We start from the raw sequence: 15,504 nt of genomic DNA, 5'->3' as shown, positions 1-15,504 counted from the left end.
GTGGCGTCCAAGGAGATCAAGTTCGAGACGGCCCTGACCCGCCTCGAGGAGATCGTGACGAAGCTCGAGGACGGCGATCTGGCCCTCGAGGACTCGCTCAAGCTCTTCGAGGAAGGGGTCAAGCTCTCGCGGGCCTGCGATCAGAAGCTGCAGGCCGCGGAGCGCCGGATCGAGATCCTCCTCAAGGACGAGGAGGGGCACCTCGCCGCCCTTCCCTTCGAGCCGAAGGACGGCGCCTCCGGAGAGGAATAGCCGCCGTGGCCGATCGGCTGGCCCCGCTCCGCGCCGCGGTCGACGCCGCGCTCGATCGGTTCCTCGCGGCCGATCGCGAGATCCCCCCCCTCATTCTCGAGGCGGCCCGCTACGCCGTGCTCGGCCCGGGCAAGAGACTGCGCCCGATCCTCGTCCTCGCGTCGGGGGAGGCGACCGCGGGGCGCCCGGAGGAGCTGATGCCCGCGGCGTGCGCGGTCGAGATGATCCACGCCTTCTCCCTCGTGCACGACGACCTCCCCGCCCTCGACGACGACTCGCTGCGGCGCGGGAGACCCACCGTGCACGTGAGGTTCGACGAGGCGACGGCGATCCTCGCCGGCGACGCGCTCTTGAACCTCGCGTTCGAGGTCCTCGCGACGGCGCCCGCCGCCTCGGGGGGCGAGGCCCGGAGACTCCGCGCCCTCGCCGCCGTGGCGCGCGCCGTGGGCCTCCGGGGGATGATCGGCGGGCAGGTGCTCGATCTCGAGTTCGAGGGGAAGTCGGCGACGCGGGAGGAGCTCGAGCGCATTCACCGGCTCAAGACGGGATGCCTCATCACCGCCTCGTGCGTGGCCGGCGGCATCCTCTCCGGAGCGGACGAAGGCGCGATCGGCGCCCTCGACCGGTACGGACGGGCGCTCGGGCTGGCCTTCCAGATCACCGACGACATCCTCGACGTCACCGGATCGGCCGAGGAGATCGGCAAGTCCCCCGGCAAGGACGCCGCGGCGGCCAAGACGACGTTCCCCTCGCTCTTCGGCCTCGAGGCGTCGCGGAGGATGGCGGCGGAGCAGGTCGAGGCCGCCGTCGCCGCCGTCTCGCTGTTCGGGGAGCGCGCGGCCACCCTCTCGGGCATCGCGCGATCGATCGCGTCGCGGCGGAGCTGAGCCGTCGGGCATCATGCATGGGCGTGAGACGGGAGAGAATCGACATGCTGCTCGTGGAGAGAGGGCTTGCGCCGAGCCGGACGCTCGCGCAGGCACTCGTGATGGAGGGGAGGGTCCGCGCGGCCGGCCGCCGCGTCGACAAGCCCGGCACCCGGGTCGACGTCGACAGTGACGTCGCCGTTGCCGGCGATCCCCGCCGCTTCGCGAGCCGCGGCGGGCTGAAGCTCGAGGCGGCGCTCGACGCCTTCGCCCTCGACGTGACCGGGCTCGTCGCGCTCGACGTCGGAGCCAGCACCGGAGGGTTCACGGACTGCCTTCTCCAGAGGGGCGCCGCGCGCGTCTACGCCGTGGACGTCGGGCACGGGCAGCTCGATCACGCTCTGCGCACCGACCCCAGGGTCACGGTCGTCGAGAAGGTCAACGCGAGGTTTCTCGAGGCGGCTCACCTCCCGGGGGCCGTCGACCTGGTCGTGATGGACGTGTCGTTCATCTCGGCGACGATGATCCTCCCGGCCCTCCCTCCGCTGATGCGGGGGGACGACGCCGTCGTGCTGGTCAAGCCGCAGTTCGAGGTGGGGCGCGCGGGAGTGGGAAAGGGAGGGATCGTGAAGTCTCCGGAGCACTGGCGCGCCGCGATTCTCGGCGTCGCGGAGGGGGCGCGCGCCGCCGGCTTCAGCGCCCGGCACGTCATCGTCTCCCCCATCACGGGGGCGGAGGGAAACCGCGAGTTCCTGCTGCACCTCACCGTCGCGCGCCGGGAGGCGATCCCCTCCGCCGGGGGTATCGAGCGATCGATCGGCGAGGCCCTCGCGGCGGCAATCCTTCCGGGCGACGGAGAGGCGTCATGAGCCGCGTCGCCCGCGCCCCCGCGAAGGGGATCCGGCCGTCCACGGCGCAGCGGCTCAAGATCCGGCGGGCCGGCGTCGTCGTGAAGCCGCGGCACCGCCGCTCGCGGGCGGTGGCGGAGTCGGTCGTCCGCTATCTGATCAAGCGCGGCGTGGAGCCGATTCTCGATCGCCAGACGGCCGCGATCCTCGGACGCGCCGACGGCGTCGAGAGGGACGTCCTGGCGGCGACGACCGATCTCCTCGTCGTCGTCGGCGGCGACGGGACGCTGCTCTCCGTGGCGCGATCCGCGGCGAACGCGCGGACGCCCATCCTCGGCATCAACCTCGGGAGCCTCGGGTTCCTCACCGAGGTGCCGCTCGAGCGGATGACCGAGAGCCTCGCCGCCGTCCTCGCGGGGCGCTACGCCACCGAGGATCGCATCCGGATCCGCGCGGCGGTCGTGCGCGGCTCGCGGGAGACCGCGGGGCACGATCTGCTCAACGACATCGTGATCAACAAGAGCGCGCTCGCGCGCATCCTGAACATCGACGTGAGCGTCGACGGCCGCTACGTCACGACGTACCGGGCCGACGGCCTCATCCTCTCCACGCCGACGGGCTCCACGGCCTACTCGCTCTCGGCGGGAGGCCCGATCGTCGATCCCACCGTCGGGGCCTTCGTCCTCACCCCCATCTGCCCGCACACGCTGAGCAACCGGCCCCTCGTCCTCCCCGACTCGGTGACCGTGGAGATGAGCCTGCGGAACAGCCACGAGGACGTCTACGTCACGATCGACGGACAGGTGGGGTTCCCGCTCGTCGGGGACGACCTCGTGAGGGCGCGCCGGGCGCCGCATCCGGTCACGCTGATCCAGCCGGCGGAGAAGGATTACTTCAAGGTGCTGAGGCGGCGGCTGAAGTGGCGCGGCCGCGTCGTGCGCTGAAGCCTCACGGCTTGACGGCCGGGCCGTACTTCTCCACCATCCCCTTCTCGATGCCGGCGGGGGACTCTCCGGCGTCGACGAGCGCCTGCAGGTGGCGCTTCATCTCGACGCTTCCCGGGGTCTTCGCGCAATAACACTCGCCGAGGCTCATCCTGCACCCGCAGACGCAGCGGAATTTCTCGGCCTGCATCTGCGCCGGCGGCGTCAGCTCGACGACGGTCATGGTGCGCGAGACGACTCCCCAGCCGCCCGGCGGCGCCGGCCCAGCCTTCGGCGCCACGCTGTTCGCGTCCGACGCGGCGGCCGGAGCCGCCTTTGCGCCGGACGGCGCCTGCGGCGCTCGCGGGCGCATCGTCGCCACGCCGACGGCGACGGCGATCGCCACCATCACCCCCAGGCCGAGGCCGCGGCGGCTCCGCGGAACCGCCGTGCCGCCGCCGGCGGGCTCCCCTCCGGATTCCCCGTCTTCAATCATTGTGCATCGTCCCCTCGAGCGGCCCAGATTACCAGACGCGAGCTCCCCCCCGCCAATCGTGCTCAATGCCGGCCCCTGCGAATCATCCCCGGCGCCCCACGGGGTGCGGGGGGATATTCCGGGACATTTCGTCACCCCGGACCGGTGAGGTGCTAAGATGGCCCGTCCCAGGGGGTCCATTCATTGCAATTCTCATTTGGAGGAATGTTTTGAGAGCAGCGAGACAGAATTTTGTGAAGAGCGAGCTCTATCGAATCCGGAGATCGTTCCTGGCGCTCGCGAAGGCGTTCGATCGGCTCGGACCGGCGCTCACGGTCTCGGTCAACAGGGCCGTGGCCACGCCCGTCGGTGGGGAGACGCGCTCGGGCCGGCGCAAGCCGCGCCTCTCGGCGGAGCAGAGGAAGGCCCTGAAGCTCCAGGGCAAGTACATGGGGACGATGCGAGGGCTGAAGGCCGCCTACCAGGCGCGCGTCAAGTCGGTTCGCAAGACCAGGGGCATCCGGGCGGCGATCGCCGAGGCTCAGAAGCTCGCGACGCGCTAGCGCGCCCGGAATCGGAACGGAAAGGAAGCTGGGCGCGGCCTCGGACCGTGGAGGCCGCGCCCAGGTCCCGACGGAGGTTCGACGTGCGCGAGCGGATCGAGGCGGAGATCAGGACGGCGCTCAAGGCGGGTGAGCGGCTGACCGTGGAGACGTGCCGCATGCTGCTCGCGGCGATCAAGAACGAGGAGATCGCGAAGAGGCGGCCGCTCGGCGAGGACGAGTCGATCGCCATCCTCACCCGCGCCGTGAAGACGCGCCAGGATTCCGTCGCCCTGTACGACAAGGGGGGACGCCCCGAGCTCGCCGAGAAGGAGCGCCGCGAGATCGACATCGTGCGGAAATTCCTCCCCGAGCCGCTCTCCGAGGCGGAGATGGCCCGCGCCATCGACGACATCATCCGCGAGACCGGCGTCACGAGCAAGAAGGAGATGGGGCGGGTGATGAAGGAGCTGATGTCCCGCCACCCGGGGCGGGTCGACGGCCGCCTCGCCAACCAGATCGCCGCCGCGCGCCTGACCTGATGGCGCCGAAGGAGAGAGAGCCGGAGCCCTCCGCGGCCCCTGCGGGCCTTCCGCGGTCGATCTACGCCGTCGCGATTCTCAGCCTGCTCGTCTACGTGGCGGTGATGACCCTCTTCAAGATGTCGAACAACGACATCTGGATCCACCTGAAGACGGGCGAGTACGTCCTGAAGAACGGGTGGGTGCCGATCAAGGACCCCTACTCGTTCATCGCCGCCGACCACGACTACGTCGCGCACGAGTGGCTTGCGGGAGTCCTCTTCTACCTCGTCTACGGCGCGGCCGGCGTCACCGGGCTCATCTGGTTCAAGTCGGCGGTGCTCGCGGCGTCGAACGCGCTCCTCTACGGCGCCGCGCGGAGCCTCCGCGGCCGGATGTCGGTGATCCTCCCGGCCTTCACCTGCCTCCTCTACGTCGCGTCGGCCCGCTATCTCGAGCGGCCGCACATCTTCTCGTACCTGATGGCCGCGCTCGACCTCTTCCTGTTCTTCCGCTTCCGGGAGGGGGGGCGCCGGCGGATGTGGCTGTACCTGCTGATCCCGGCGCAGATCGTCTGGGCCAACCTGCACGGCGGCTGGGTGCAGGGGATGGCGATGATCGCCGTCTTCGCCTTCGGCGAGTTCCTCATCTTCCTCCGCGCCCGCCGCCTCGGGCTCGGCGCGGACCGCGCGCTCGCCCCGCGCGACGTGGGGCTCCTCGCCGCGCTCGTCCCCGCCTGCCTGGCCGCGACGCTCGTGAACCCCTACGGCTGGCGCATCATGACCTTTCCCTTCGAGCTGACGCGGCTGAAGCTCTTCATGCAGCAGATCTACGAGTGGCAGCCACCCTACAGCGTCTCGTACAACTCCTCGACGATGTTCTTCTTCTACCTCATCCACGTCGCGGCCCTGTGTCTCTTCTTCTTCCTGAGCCAGCGCGATCGCACGCGCGCGAAGGGAGGCTCGGAGGCGCTCGGCCCCGTCAATGCGGGGCTTCTCCTGCTCCTGGCCGTTGCGCTCGTCGTCCTCGCCGCCTCGTGGACGACGACCCCGCCGTCGAGCGGCGATCTCGAGAACGCCCGGGAGCTGAGGCTCCACAACGTCCTCTACCTGGTGCTCGGGATCTTCTGCGCCTTCACCGTCGCCAACCTTCGCTCCGTCGACTTCACGCAGGCGGGGCTCTTCGCCCTCTTCTACTACCTGAGCCTCCAGCACAACCGCGCCGTCACCGACTCGGCGATGGCCACGTTCCCCATCCTCGTGGCCGCGGCGTCCGGCTTCCTCGATCGCCGCGCCGCCGAGCGCGGCGCCGCAGCCGCCCGGACGGGGCCGAAGCGCGGGAGCGCCCGACCGAGCGACGAGATGGCCGCCGCCCCCGCCGCCCTCTCTTTCGTCGATCGCTCCGCGCCCGCCGCCGTCTGGGCCGGATCGATCCTCATGCTCGGCGTCTCGGCCCACGCGGCGATCTTCACCTACTATTTCGACTTCAAGGGGGCCGGCCGCGAGAAAGGGTTCGCGATCGCCGACAACATGCCGACGTGCGCGGTCGACTTCGTCGAGAAGCATCACATCACCGGGAACGCCTTCGTCTCGTACGCCTACGCGGCGATGCTCATCCACCGCATGCACCCGGCGGTGAAGGTCAACATGGATTCGCGGAACGACGTCTACGGCGAGGATCTGTACCGGGAGTTCCTCTCGGCCCTGAGGTCGCCGGAGGGAATGAAGACGTACCTCGAGCGTCACCCGATCGATTTCTTCATCATGGGGTACGGCGACCGCCTCCCGGCCACCTTCGACTACCTCGAGTCGACGCACGCGTGGGCCCCCGTCTACTACGACGACCGCGGCTTCATCCTCCTCAAGCGGTCGCCCGCGAACGAGGCGCTGATCCGCGAGCTCGAGCTCCGGGTCCTGCGCCCCTCGGTGATGGGAGCGCCCGAGATCAGCGCGGCGAACGCCGCCCTGGTGCTCGACGAGGCCGACCGCTGCATCGCGAGCTGCCCGAAGGCGCTGATGCCGTACTTCTTCAAGTCGAAGGCGCTCCTCTTCCTCGGAAGGGTGGACGACGCCCTCGCGGCGAGCGGCGAAGTCCTGAAGCGCGATCCCGACAACGTCCTCGCCTACGCGGACATGGCGATGACGTACGCGGCCACGGGGCGGACGGACAAGGCGATCGAGATGTACGAGGCGGCGCTGCGGGTCGCCCCCGACTTCACCCTCGCCCGCGAGAACCTCAGGCGGCTTCGGGGCTTCTGACGGCCGCGGGGCGCGCGTGCGCCCACGCGAGAAACCCCGTGAGGACGACGCCGAGGGCCCCGCCCCACGCGGCCCCCTTCCTGAGCGGTGTCGCCTCGAAGGTCAGCTCCACCGCGTGGTCGCCGGGCGGGACGGCGAAGCCCACGGCGCCGAAGGGGGGCGTCGGGCCGAGCGCGAGCGGCGCCCCGTCGAGGCGACATGGACGAAGAGCGGCCTCTGAGGCTCCGGGGGGGCTGGGCTCCTGGGTTTCCTTCGCACGAGGGTTCGCTCCTTCATGAGGCCTGCGATAGGCTGGCGGAAGCGATGGGACGCCGGGCGCGACAGTATGTTGAAGCCCGGGGGCGAAGACAAGGCGGAGCGCGATGAGCCTCAGAGCGATGCTTCTCTCGAACTCGACCGAAGCCGGCAGGGGTTATCTCGATCACGCGATCGAGGGGCTTCGCGACCACCTCGCGGGGGTGAAGCGGCTCGCCTTCGTCCCCTTCGCGCTCCGAGATCACGCCGCGTACGGCGCGAAGGTGCGGGATCGTCTCGCCCCGCTCGGGATCGACGTGACGACGCTCCTCGCGGGCCTCCGCGACGCGCGCACCGTCGAGGAGGCGGACGCCATCTTCATCGGCGGGGGCAACACCTTCCGGCTCCTCGACCGCCTCATCGCGACGGGCCTCCTCGCGCCGATCCGCCGCGAGGCTCTCGCGGGGAAGCCGTACGTCGGCGCGAGCGCGGGGACGGTCGTCAGCGGGCCGACCATCCGGACGACGAACGACATGCCGATCGTGCACCCCCCCACCCTCGACGCCCTCGCCCTCGTCCCGTTCCAGATCAACTGCCACTACCTCGACGCCGACCCGCGCTCGACGCACATGGGCGAGACGCGCGAGACGCGGCTCCGGGAGTTCCACGAGGAGAACGACACGCCGGTCGTCGGGCTGCGGGAGGGGGCGTGGCTCCGCGTCGTCGGCGAATGCGCGACGCTCTGCGGCACGACGGGCGCGCGCCTCTTCGTGAAGGGAGAGGCGCCGCGCGAGCTCGCGTCGGGCGCCGATCTCGGCGGAGCGCGCCCCCCTCGATGACGCGACGGGGGGCCGCGGCGGCCTTTCTCCTCGGCGCCACTCTCTACGCGGGGACGATCCGGAACGGCTTCGTCTTCGACGACATCGACGTCGTGCAGAAGAACCCCCTCGCGCACGCCCCGCCCCGGCTCGGGGCGATCCTCACGTCGCACTACTGGGCCAACGTCCAGGCGACGGGAAACCTCTACCGCCCCCTGACGATCCTCTCGTTCGCCCTGAACGACGCCGCGACCGGCCGGTCGGCCGCCGGGTACCACGCCGTGAACGCGATCCTCCACGGCGCCGTCGCCGCTCTCGTGGTCCTCGTCGGCGCCGCGCTCGGCTGGAGCCCCGCCGGAGCGATCGCGGCCGGACTCCTCTTCGCCGCCCACGCCGTGCACGTCGAGGCCGTGGCGCCGGTCGTCGGGCGCTCGGAGCTCCTCGCCGCCCTCTTCGCCCTCGCCGCCTGGCTCTGCCACCGCGGGGCGGTGCGCAGTCCCACCTCCCGCGCGCGGCTCGGTTCGGGGGCCGCCGCCTCGGCCCTCTTCGCGCTCGCGCTCCTCTCGAAGGAGAACGCCGCCGTGCTCCCCGCGCTCGTCGTCGCCGCCGACCTCGCGCTCGATCGCTCGGCCGACTCGAGGCGTCGATCGCTCCGCTCCGCCGCGGCGATGCTGGGGGTCGTGGCCCTCTTCCTGGCGGCGCGATCGGCCGTCGTCCCCGGCGTGCCGGCCGGCGACCCGCTCGGCCGTGTCTTCGGCGGCGTCGACGCGATGACGCGCGTCCGCACGGCGGTGGGGGTGATGGGCCGGTACCTGGGGCTCCTCGTCTTCCCGAATCGCCTCTCCGCCGACTACTCGTACCGGCAGATCCCCCTCATCGAGTCGATGGCCGACCCTCTCTTTCTCGTCTCGACGGTGGCCCACGTCGCCCTCGCGATCTCCGGGTTCGCGCTCGCCTCCCGCGCGCGCCGCTCGGGGGTCGCCGTCCTCTGCTACCTCGGAACGCTCTTCCCCGTCTCGAACCTCGCCTTCTCGATCGGCACCGTCATGGGCGAGAGGCTCCTCTACCTGCCGTCCGTGGGTTTCTGTCTCCTCGTCCCCGCCATCTTCTCGGAGACATTCCCCCGCCCTGGGCGGGGGCGCGCGCTCCTCGCGGCGGCCCTCCTCGTCCCCGCGCTCGCGCTGTCGGCGTGGCGCGTCGTCACGCGGAACGACGACTGGCGCGATCAGCGGACGCTCTTTCTCTCGACCGTGCGGACCTCTCCCGACAGCGCGAAGGCCCACTACAACCTCGGCGTCGCGGAGGACGATCGGGGGGATCTCGTCGCGGCGATGGCCGAGTACCGGCGCGCGATCGAGATCAAGCCGGATCAGGCGGAGTCGTTCCGGAACTACGGCCTGGACCTCCTCCAGGTGAACCGGCCGGCCGACGCCGAGGGGGCTCTCGCGAAGGCCGCTGAGCTCGACCCCGGGATAGCCGACGTCTTCGGCGATCTCGGCATCGCGAGGCACCGCGTGGGACGGACGGCCGAGGCCGAGGCGGCGTTCCGCGAGGAGATCCGCCGCCGCCCCGAGGCGTGGCGGGCGCACTACAACCTGGGGTCGCTCTTCCTCGAGCAGGGACGGACCGGCGAGGCGATCGAGTCGCTCGCGCGGTGCGTCGGGCTGAATGGCGAGGACGCCGACGCGCGCGCTCAGCTCGGGCTGGCCTTCGCGGGCGCGGGGCGGCACCACGAGGCGGTGGCGGCCTTCACGGAGGCGCTTCGGATCAGCCCGGGGACGGCCGACCTGCTCATGGCGCTCGCCCGATCCGCCGCCGCCGACGGGCAGACGGACGTCGCGCGCCGGGCCCTGAAGGAGGCCCGCGCCGCCGGGGCGTCCGTCCCGGACGATCTTCGCGGGCTCGCTCCGTAGAAAAGAAGAAGCCTCCCGCCGTTCCTGGGGGTTCTGGCGGGAGGCTGGGGGAGGGGGGAAGCCTCCGGTACTGCTGGTCCGCCCTTTGCCCGCGCTCGGGGCACGGGCCCGGGGCACCGGATGCTGGCCCTTTCGACGCCTTTGACTCGCGAGGGCGCGAGGCGGTTTACGAGCGGATCAGAGGGAGCGCTTTCGCTTCCGGAGACCGCGCCGGCTCCCCTTCGACTTGAAGCGCGGCGGTCCGTCCCCGCTGTCGAAGCCGCTGGTCGACTCGAAGCCGGAGAACGAGAAGGTCGGAGGAACTCCGGGCGCCGGGCGCTTGGGTGGACGATCGTCGGCATCGTTCACGCGCATGTTCCGGCCCTTGAGCGGCTGATCGTGGCACTTGCGAATCGCGTCCGCCGCGTGCTGTTCGTCGGTGAACTCGACGATGCCGAAGCCGCGGGACTTCCCGGTGGTGCGATCGGTGATGACGCGGGCGCTGACGACCGTGCCGACCGCAGCGAAAGCCTGCTTCAGATCGACATCGGTGACCTCGAACGAAAGATTGCCGACGAACACCTTCTTCGAAATGGGATCCTCCATGCCGCGCCGCGGCGCGCCGTCGCGTCCTTGTCAGTCGCCCGCCCGGAACGTGCGAGGAGACGGACGCCGTCCTCCCCTGCCTCGTTCACCCCGGAGTCGGCGTCTAGGATAGCGTCGATACGGCAAGAATTCCTGCCCCCGGGGGAATCCGCCCGCAGGCCCCCCCGATCAGGAGGCCTTCCGCCCCGCTTGCAGAATCGCGACCGCCGCCTCGTGCGTGAGGTCGGGGCGCCGCACGTCCGTGGCGAGGCCCACCGACTCGAGCGCGCGGATGACCCACCAGCCCGTGTCGATCTGCGCGACGGTCCACCCGAGGCGGGCCGACCAGGGCATCGCGTGATGGTTTCGGTGCCAGTTCTCACCCTGGAAGAGGTGCCAGAAGGAGAGCCACGCCACGTTGCGGCTCGAGTCCTCCCCTTCGGCGACGCCGGGGCGCATGTGGCAGATGCTGTTCACGAAGCATTGAGCGTGCAGGGAGAAGACGAGCCGGATCGCGCCGAGCCAGAAGAACCCCGCGAGGCCGAAGGCCGCGCCGCCGACGAACGAGAGCGCGACCAGCGGGATCTGCAGCCGCGACCAGATCGTGTACTCGCGCCTGTTGAGATCGGGGCAGTACCTGTCGACGCTCACCTGGCCGGCCTGGTAGAGCCAGCGCAGATGCGCCCACCAGAATCCCGCGATGCGGGGGCTCGAGACGTCCTCGATCGTCTCCGCCTTGGCGTGGTGCAGCCGGTGGTTCGCGGTCCAGAAGACCGGCGCGCCGGAGCCGTTGGTCAGCGCGAAGAAGGTGAGGAGGTTGCGCACGATCGGGTGGAGCTTGAGCGACTTGTGGGCGAGCGCCCGGTGGTAGCAGACGGTCGTGCCCATGCCGCCGAGCCACGTGAGCACCACCGCGCCGGCGAAGATCGGCCAGCCGGGAAGGGGCGTGAGGATCAGCCCGATGGCTGCGGTGACGTGGATGAGGATGAGCCAGAAGAAGGTCGGGCCGTCGCCCGGCGCAGCGCGCCAGGCGCTCCGAGCCCACGGACGTGACGCGAGAAACTGCTCAGTGACGGGAGATCGTTTCAATGGATGGGGCCCCTCAAGTCCGGTGGACGATGTTCCTCCCCGATCCAGCGGCCCGCGGGAGGCGTCGGAAGTCGGGGGGTCGAGCTTTCGTGCGCCCCCGGCTCCGCAATAGGGGCACCTCACGGTAGCATAACGACCGGAGTGCGTCACGCTTGACGGTCGATCGCGCCCCCCTGTACGGTGAGCGGATGCTCCGGGTTCTTGGCTTCCTCGTGCTCATCGTACCGATGAACCTCGCGCTCGGGGGCGCGATCGTCAAGCTCGCGGCGTCGATCGCGCCGACTCCCGGGACCGAAAGGGCCGCCCGATGGCTGGCCGGGACGATCCCCGGGGCGATCCTGTGGTCCATTCTGGCCGGGGCTCAGGCCCTCGCGGACCCGGCCGATTGGCCGATTCTCCCGATTCTCGCGCTCACCGGCGCGGCGCTGGTCGCCTCCCTCGCCCTCGCGCGCGTCTCATCGACCCCGGCGCGCATCGCCTGCGGGTCCGCCGTGGCGATTCTCCTCGCTTCGACCGCGCTCGTCTGCGGCGGCGCCGCCAACGAAGATGAGCGGCGGTTCCTCGGCATGGCGCCCGGCGCCGGGATGGGGCCGAGCTTCCTCCCGCGGACACTTCACGTCGCGCTCGCCGCCGTCGCCGTCGCGGGTGCGATCGTCGCGATCCACGGCCTGATCGTGAGGCCCCGCGACCCGGCGTACGGCGGCTCGACCATGAGCACGGGCATCCGCTGGTTCGTCGTCCCGACGGCGCTCCAGATGGTCGTGGGGTTCTACGTCCTCCTCGCGGTGCCCTCGCCCGTGCGGCACGCGCTCCTCGGGGGCTCGCGGATCGCGACCACCGAGCTGGTCGCGGGGATCATTCTGGCGATCGCGGCGCTCATCGTGATGACGCAGGCGGGGAACTCCGACGATCCACGGCGGGGTCTCGTGTTCGGCGCGATTCTGCTCGCCACCACGGTCGGCGTCATGGCCTTGCTGCGCGGTGAGGTCGGCGCAGCCTACGGTGCGCCCGCGGCGGCGGGCGCGGGGGCGATCCGCTGGGGGCTGCTGGCGGCCACAGCCATCGGCGAGGGGTGGTGGCTGGTTCGGAGAGTCCGAACCCCTCCCGTGGTGTGATCAGCGCAGCCTGTCGACCGGGATCATGTTGCCGATCCCGAGGATCATCTTCGGATCGAAGGACCGCTTGAGGGCGATCAGCTCGTCGAAGACCCCCTCGCCGTACATCACCGCAAGGTACGACGCCTTGATCTTCCCGAGGCCGTGCTCGGCCGAGACGGTGCCGCCGAGCCCCACGACACGCTCCACGACCGTGCGGTAGATCTCGCGGCCGCGCGCCGCCTCGCCGTCGTCCTTCGGCAGGATGTTCACGTGCAGGTGGTTGTCGCCAAGGTGCCCGAAGGCGAGCCACTGGAGGCCGGTGGGGTTCAGCGTGTCGCGGTACGTCCGGAACATCGCGTCGAAGGCGTCGTCCCCCACCGCCATGTCGGCGCCGATTTTCCGCTGGCCGTGGCGCGACAGCCACTCGTTGATCCCCGACGGAAGCGCGTGCCGGAACTCGCGGAACGATCGGCGGTCGCTCACCCCTTCGGAGAACCACGAGTCGTCGATGAGGGCGCCGTGGGATTCCGAGAGGGCGAGCCACGCCTCGACGAGAGCGTCCCCGGTCTCCGCTTTCGTCTCCTGCTCGAAGTAGATCGCGGCGCCGGCCCCCTTCGGTATCGCCCCGTGATGCGGCCGCATGAACTCGAGCGAGGCGCCGTCGAAGTACTCGAGGGCGCGGGCGTCGAGGCCGCCGGTCCGCCCCGCGGGCCCCGTCGCTCCGGGGCGCTGCGGGTCACCGTGCGCCGGCCCCGCGAAGCCGCGCGCCGCGTACGAGATCTTCCGTGCCTCCCGGAGGAAGGCCCACGACGCCTCCTCCGACTTGAAGAAGACGATCCCCGCGAGCACCCCCTCCGGTGCCGGCAGGAGGGCGAGCTCGATCTCCGTGATGAGCCCGAGCGTCCCCTCCGAGCCGATGAAGAGGTCGATGAGATCCATCCCCGGCTCTGCGTGGATGCCGGAGGCGTTCTTCACGTCGGGCATCCGGTACGACGGGAGGCGACCCGTGATCGCGCGGCCCGAGGGAAGCGGAAGCGAGAAGCTCCTGTCCGGCGCCGCGTGATGCCGGCCGCGCGGGAGATCGAGGATCTCCCCCGTCGCGAGGGCGACGCGCAGGCGGCGCACGTGGCGGCGCGTCGGACCGTAGCGGAAACTCCTGCTCCCTGAGGCGTTCGTCGCGACGGTGCCGCCGATCCAGGCCGAGCGCTCGGTCGGGTCGGGGCCGTAGAAGAGCTTGAGAGCCGACGCCGCGGCCTCGAGATCCGCGAGGCTGACGGCGGGGCCGCCGACCACCACGCCACCCCCTTCGGCGCGCCTCAGATCGCGAATTCCCGATAGCGCGTCGGTCGCGAGGACCGAGCCCCCCATCGGAATCCGCGCGCCGGTGAGGCCGGTCCCCGCGCCGGCGACGGTCAGCTTCTCGCTGCGAGCGGAGCACTCCGCGAGGAGCTCGGCCGCCTCGGCCTCGGACGACGGGAGGTAGACGCGGTCGGCGCTCCCCCCCCTCATCCCCGACGCGTCCTCGAGCCACGGGCGGATGGCGTCGATGTCGGTCTTGACGATCATCCGGCCATTCTAGCGGGTGAGACGCGGGATGGGGCATCGGGCATTGTGTTAGGATCGCCCCCGCCACGTAACCGCCGCGGCCGACACGGCGACACAACTCCTCAGGAGGTTCATTGATGAAGAAGTTTCTAGCACTGGCAGTCGTCGCGGTTTGCGTTCTCTCCCTGCCGCTCCTGGCCGCCGAGGCCAAGAAGGCCGATCACGCCAACCCGATGTGGGCGACCGGGACGATCACCGCGTGGGACGCCGCCACGAAATCCATGAAGATGAAGGACGAGTCCGGCAAGGAAATGACGATGAACATGAGCGACAAGACGCAGGTGCACGGAACCGCGAAAGTCGGAGAGATGGCCAAGGTCGCGTACAGGATGCACGAGAACACGATGATGGCCATGCAGGTGTTCGTCGGCAAGGAGAACATGGATAAAGCCGGGATGGACCACTAGTCCCGACCGACACCCGTCCAACGTCCTCGGGGCGGAGAAGAGTCGGCGCTCCGCCCCAACCCCATTCATCCCCCACATGGCAACTGAAACCGCAGCCGCCGTCGAGGTCCGCGCTCTCTCACGCCGTTTCGGCGACCGGGCGGCGCTGACGGACGTTTCCTTCACGGTCGCGAAGGGTGAGAGCGTCGCCCTCCTCGGCCCGAACGGCGGCGGGAAGACCACCCTCTTCCGGATCCTCACGACGCTCCTTCCTCCCTCGAGCGGGGACGCCCTCGTCTTCGGGCACTCCGTCACGGGGGATCCGCACGGCGTGAGGCGTCGCCTCGGCGTCGTCTTCCAGAAGGCCAGCCTCGACGTGAAGCTCACCGTGATGGAGAACCTCATCCACCACGGCCACCTCCACGGCCTCTCGGGGGCCCCGCTGCGCACCCGCGCGGCGGAGATGCTGGCGCGCTTCGGCCTCGCCGATCGCGCGCGCGATCGCGTCGAGACCCTCTCGGGCGGCCTCGCGCGGCGGGTCGAGCTGGCGAAGGGGCTGCTGCACCGTCCCGAGATCGTCATCCTGGACGAGCCGAACACCGGCCTCGACCCCTCGGCGCGCCGCGAGTTCCTCGACCTTCTCGACGATCTCAGGAAGCGCGACGGCGTGACGACGCTCCTCACGACGCACTTCCTCGAGGAGGCGGATCGGGCCGAGCGCGTGGCGATCCTCGACCGGGGGCGCCTCGTCGCGATGGGGGCGCCGCGGGACCTCCGTTCGAAGATCGGCGGCGACGTCGTGACGCTCGCGACCGACGCCGCCGATAAGCTCCGCGCCCTCATGCGCGAGAGGTTCAAGGTCGACGCGGAAATCGTTCACGGAGAGGTGAGGTTCGAGGCTCCGCGCGGCCACGAGATGGTCGCCGCCGCGGTGAACGCCTTCCCTTCCGAGATCCGGTCGGCGGCCTTCGGGCGCCCGACGCTCGAGGACGTCTTCGTGCACCTGACCGGGCATCTCCTCTCGGAGGATTCATGAGCGGCCTCGTGCTCCCCGTCTGCACCCTCGCCTGGCGAGAGGTGATCCGCTTCGTGAGGCAGCGCAGCCGCCTGACG

16 protein-coding genes are annotated in these 15,504 nt (G+C 70.7%); 11 read left to right on the top strand and 5 right to left on the bottom strand.

The window, feature by feature from the left end; translation table 11 throughout:
* The 4 genes from HY049_05200 to HY049_05185 are packed head-to-tail and all read left to right on the top strand — an operon-like array spanning position 1 to position 2,910.
* Complete coding sequence (locus HY049_05200) at positions 1 to 252, top strand: exodeoxyribonuclease VII small subunit (protein MBI3448299.1); 252 nt, start codon at positions 1 to 3, stop codon at positions 250 to 252.
* A gap of 5 nt (positions 253 to 257) precedes the next feature.
* Positions 258 to 1,139 carry a polyprenyl synthetase family protein gene (locus HY049_05195; protein MBI3448298.1) on the top strand — a complete coding sequence of 294 codons (882 nt, stop codon included), beginning with the start codon at positions 258 to 260 and terminating at the stop codon, positions 1,137 to 1,139.
* Positions 1,140 to 1,156: 17 nt separating this feature from the next.
* Positions 1,157 to 1,987 (top strand): TlyA family RNA methyltransferase, encoded by an 831-nt coding sequence (locus tag HY049_05190; protein ID MBI3448297.1) that lies wholly within the window; start codon positions 1,157 to 1,159, stop codon positions 1,985 to 1,987.
* 59 nt (positions 1,988 to 2,046) lie between these two features.
* Complete coding sequence (locus HY049_05185) at positions 2,047 to 2,910, top strand: NAD(+)/NADH kinase (GenBank protein ID MBI3448296.1); 864 nt, start codon at positions 2,047 to 2,049, stop codon at positions 2,908 to 2,910.
* 4 nt (positions 2,911 to 2,914) lie between these two features.
* Here HY049_05185 and HY049_05180 read toward each other — a convergent pair whose 3' ends face one another.
* Positions 2,915 to 3,385 carry a hypothetical protein gene (locus tag HY049_05180; protein ID MBI3448295.1) on the bottom strand — a complete coding sequence of 157 codons (471 nt, stop codon included), beginning with the start codon at positions 3,383 to 3,385 and terminating at the stop codon, positions 2,915 to 2,917.
* Positions 3,386 to 3,542: 157 nt separating this feature from the next.
* On the opposite strand from HY049_05180, the gene HY049_05175 reads away from it, so the two are divergent.
* Both HY049_05175 and HY049_05170 read left to right on the top strand, forming a co-directional pair.
* Positions 3,543 to 4,448 carry a GatB/YqeY domain-containing protein gene (locus tag HY049_05175; protein MBI3448294.1) on the top strand — a complete coding sequence of 302 codons (906 nt, stop codon included), beginning with the start codon at positions 3,543 to 3,545 and terminating at the stop codon, positions 4,446 to 4,448.
* Positions 4,448 to 6,685 carry a tetratricopeptide repeat protein gene (locus HY049_05170; GenBank protein ID MBI3448293.1) on the top strand — a complete coding sequence of 746 codons (2,238 nt, stop codon included), beginning with the start codon at positions 4,448 to 4,450 and terminating at the stop codon, positions 6,683 to 6,685. Before HY049_05175 ends, HY049_05170 begins: the two co-directional genes overlap by 1 nt.
* On the opposite strand, the gene HY049_05165 is transcribed toward HY049_05170, so the two are convergent.
* Positions 6,663 to 6,830 carry a hypothetical protein gene (locus HY049_05165; GenBank protein ID MBI3448292.1) on the bottom strand — a complete coding sequence of 56 codons (168 nt, stop codon included), beginning with the start codon at positions 6,828 to 6,830 and terminating at the stop codon, positions 6,663 to 6,665. The two genes, HY049_05170 and HY049_05165, sit on opposite strands and share 23 nt — an antisense overlap.
* 217 nt (positions 6,831 to 7,047) lie before the next feature.
* On the opposite strand from HY049_05165, the gene pepE reads away from it, so the two are divergent.
* A complete protein-coding gene (gene pepE / locus HY049_05160; protein MBI3448291.1) occupies positions 7,048 to 7,758 on the top strand; it encodes a dipeptidase PepE in 711 nt (236 codons plus the stop codon).
* Positions 7,755 to 9,650 (top strand): tetratricopeptide repeat protein, encoded by a 1,896-nt coding sequence (locus tag HY049_05155; GenBank protein ID MBI3448290.1) that lies wholly within the window; start codon positions 7,755 to 7,757, stop codon positions 9,648 to 9,650. The genes pepE and HY049_05155 overlap by 4 nt, the downstream gene beginning before the upstream one ends.
* Positions 9,651 to 9,827: 177 nt before the next feature.
* On the opposite strand, the gene HY049_05150 is transcribed toward HY049_05155, so the two are convergent.
* Positions 9,828 to 10,235 carry an RNA-binding protein gene (locus tag HY049_05150; GenBank protein ID MBI3448289.1) on the bottom strand — a complete coding sequence of 136 codons (408 nt, stop codon included), beginning with the start codon at positions 10,233 to 10,235 and terminating at the stop codon, positions 9,828 to 9,830.
* 168 nt (positions 10,236 to 10,403) lie between these two features.
* Positions 10,404 to 11,303 carry a fatty acid desaturase gene (locus HY049_05145; GenBank protein MBI3448288.1) on the bottom strand — a complete coding sequence of 300 codons (900 nt, stop codon included), beginning with the start codon at positions 11,301 to 11,303 and terminating at the stop codon, positions 10,404 to 10,406.
* 152 nt (positions 11,304 to 11,455) lie between these two features.
* On the opposite strand from HY049_05145, the gene HY049_05140 reads away from it, so the two are divergent.
* Positions 11,456 to 12,418 (top strand): hypothetical protein, encoded by a 963-nt coding sequence (locus HY049_05140; protein MBI3448287.1) that lies wholly within the window; start codon positions 11,456 to 11,458, stop codon positions 12,416 to 12,418.
* On the opposite strand, the gene HY049_05135 is transcribed toward HY049_05140, so the two are convergent.
* On the bottom strand, positions 12,419 to 13,966 hold the full coding sequence (locus tag HY049_05135) for an FAD-binding oxidoreductase (protein ID MBI3448286.1): 1,548 nt from the start codon (positions 13,964 to 13,966) through the stop codon (positions 12,419 to 12,421).
* Positions 13,967 to 14,082: 116 nt separating this feature from the next.
* On the opposite strand from HY049_05135, the gene HY049_05130 reads away from it, so the two are divergent.
* Positions 14,083 to 14,412 carry a hypothetical protein gene (locus tag HY049_05130; protein MBI3448285.1) on the top strand — a complete coding sequence of 110 codons (330 nt, stop codon included), beginning with the start codon at positions 14,083 to 14,085 and terminating at the stop codon, positions 14,410 to 14,412.
* Positions 14,413 to 14,488: 76 nt separating this feature from the next.
* Positions 14,489 to 15,427, top strand: a complete 939-nt coding sequence (locus HY049_05125; GenBank protein ID MBI3448284.1) for an ABC transporter ATP-binding protein — start codon at positions 14,489 to 14,491, stop codon at positions 15,425 to 15,427.
* The last annotated feature ends 77 nt before the right edge of the window (positions 15,428 to 15,504 follow it).

It is taken from the genome of Acidobacteriota bacterium, from assembly GCA_016195325.1.
In the GTDB taxonomy this organism is placed as follows: domain Bacteria; phylum Acidobacteriota; class Polarisedimenticolia; order JACPZX01; family JACPZX01; genus JACPZX01.
This window is presented reverse-complemented; position numbering and strand designations above follow the sequence as displayed.

Coding starts and splice junctions, on each gene's coding strand:
- HY049_05190 (MBI3448297.1), top strand. CDS start 1,157: ATGGGCGTGAGACGGGAGAGAATCGACATGCTGCTCGTGGAGAGAGGG.
- HY049_05180 (MBI3448295.1), bottom strand. CDS start 3,385: ATGATTGAAGACGGGGAATCCGGAGGGGAGCCCGCCGGCGGCGGCACG.
- HY049_05175 (MBI3448294.1), top strand. CDS start 3,543: ATGGCCCGTCCCAGGGGGTCCATTCATTGCAATTCTCATTTGGAGGAA.
- HY049_05170 (MBI3448293.1), top strand. CDS start 4,448: ATGGCGCCGAAGGAGAGAGAGCCGGAGCCCTCCGCGGCCCCTGCGGGC.
- pepE (MBI3448291.1), top strand. CDS start 7,048: ATGAGCCTCAGAGCGATGCTTCTCTCGAACTCGACCGAAGCCGGCAGG.
- HY049_05155 (MBI3448290.1), top strand. CDS start 7,755: ATGACGCGACGGGGGGCCGCGGCGGCCTTTCTCCTCGGCGCCACTCTC.
- HY049_05150 (MBI3448289.1), bottom strand. CDS start 10,235: ATGGAGGATCCCATTTCGAAGAAGGTGTTCGTCGGCAATCTTTCGTTC.
- HY049_05135 (MBI3448286.1), bottom strand. CDS start 13,966: ATGATCGTCAAGACCGACATCGACGCCATCCGCCCGTGGCTCGAGGAC.
- HY049_05130 (MBI3448285.1), top strand. CDS start 14,083: ATGAAGAAGTTTCTAGCACTGGCAGTCGTCGCGGTTTGCGTTCTCTCC.
- HY049_05125 (MBI3448284.1), top strand. CDS start 14,489: ATGGCAACTGAAACCGCAGCCGCCGTCGAGGTCCGCGCTCTCTCACGC.